General features: G+C 56.7%; 1 protein-coding gene. It reads left to right on the top strand.

Annotation, left to right across the window (positions count from 1 at the left end):
• A partial coding sequence (locus tag AB1462_RS31670) for an ABC transporter substrate-binding protein (protein ID WP_367249019.1) occupies positions 1–404 on the top strand: 404 nt, incomplete at its 5' end.
• Positions 405–520: the final 116 nt, after the last annotated feature.

A 520-nucleotide genomic window follows, 5' to 3' on the forward strand; every position in this document is an offset into this window, starting at 1 on the left:
AGTATCTCGAATTGAAACAGGAAGGCGTGCATGAGGACATCAACTCGCGGGATATTCTCGGTGGTGCTCTGACTCAGGCGACCTTCTTCACCACGACCGATTACGCAGACGCGAATCCCACGTTGGTCAAAGCTCTGCGTGTGGCGACGGAAGAGGCGGTCGACTTCATCAAGCAAGATCCGAAGTCCGCGCTCGAGGCTTACAAGACGGTTTCCGGCGACAAGACCAGCATCGACGATCTGCTCGCCATGCTGAACGAGCCGCATATGGACGAATGGCGGACCGACCCTCAGGGCACGATGAAATTCGCGGAGCATCTGTACAAGATCGGTACGCTGAAAACCATGCCAGAAGCGTGGACCGATTATTACCTCCCCGACTCTGCCTACCTGAACGGCAACTGATCGCAACGCTTTCGGCGGCAGCGCATATCGCTGCCGCCGAATCCTGAACGGAGTGGATTTCAATGCTGCAGGCTACCGCCGCCATCAATGACAAAAGCAGGCTGGAGCCCGACAAG

This window comes from Pseudomonas sp. SB113, from assembly GCF_040754745.1.
Lineage (GTDB): Bacteria > Pseudomonadota > Gammaproteobacteria > Pseudomonadales > Pseudomonadaceae > Aquipseudomonas > Aquipseudomonas grimontii.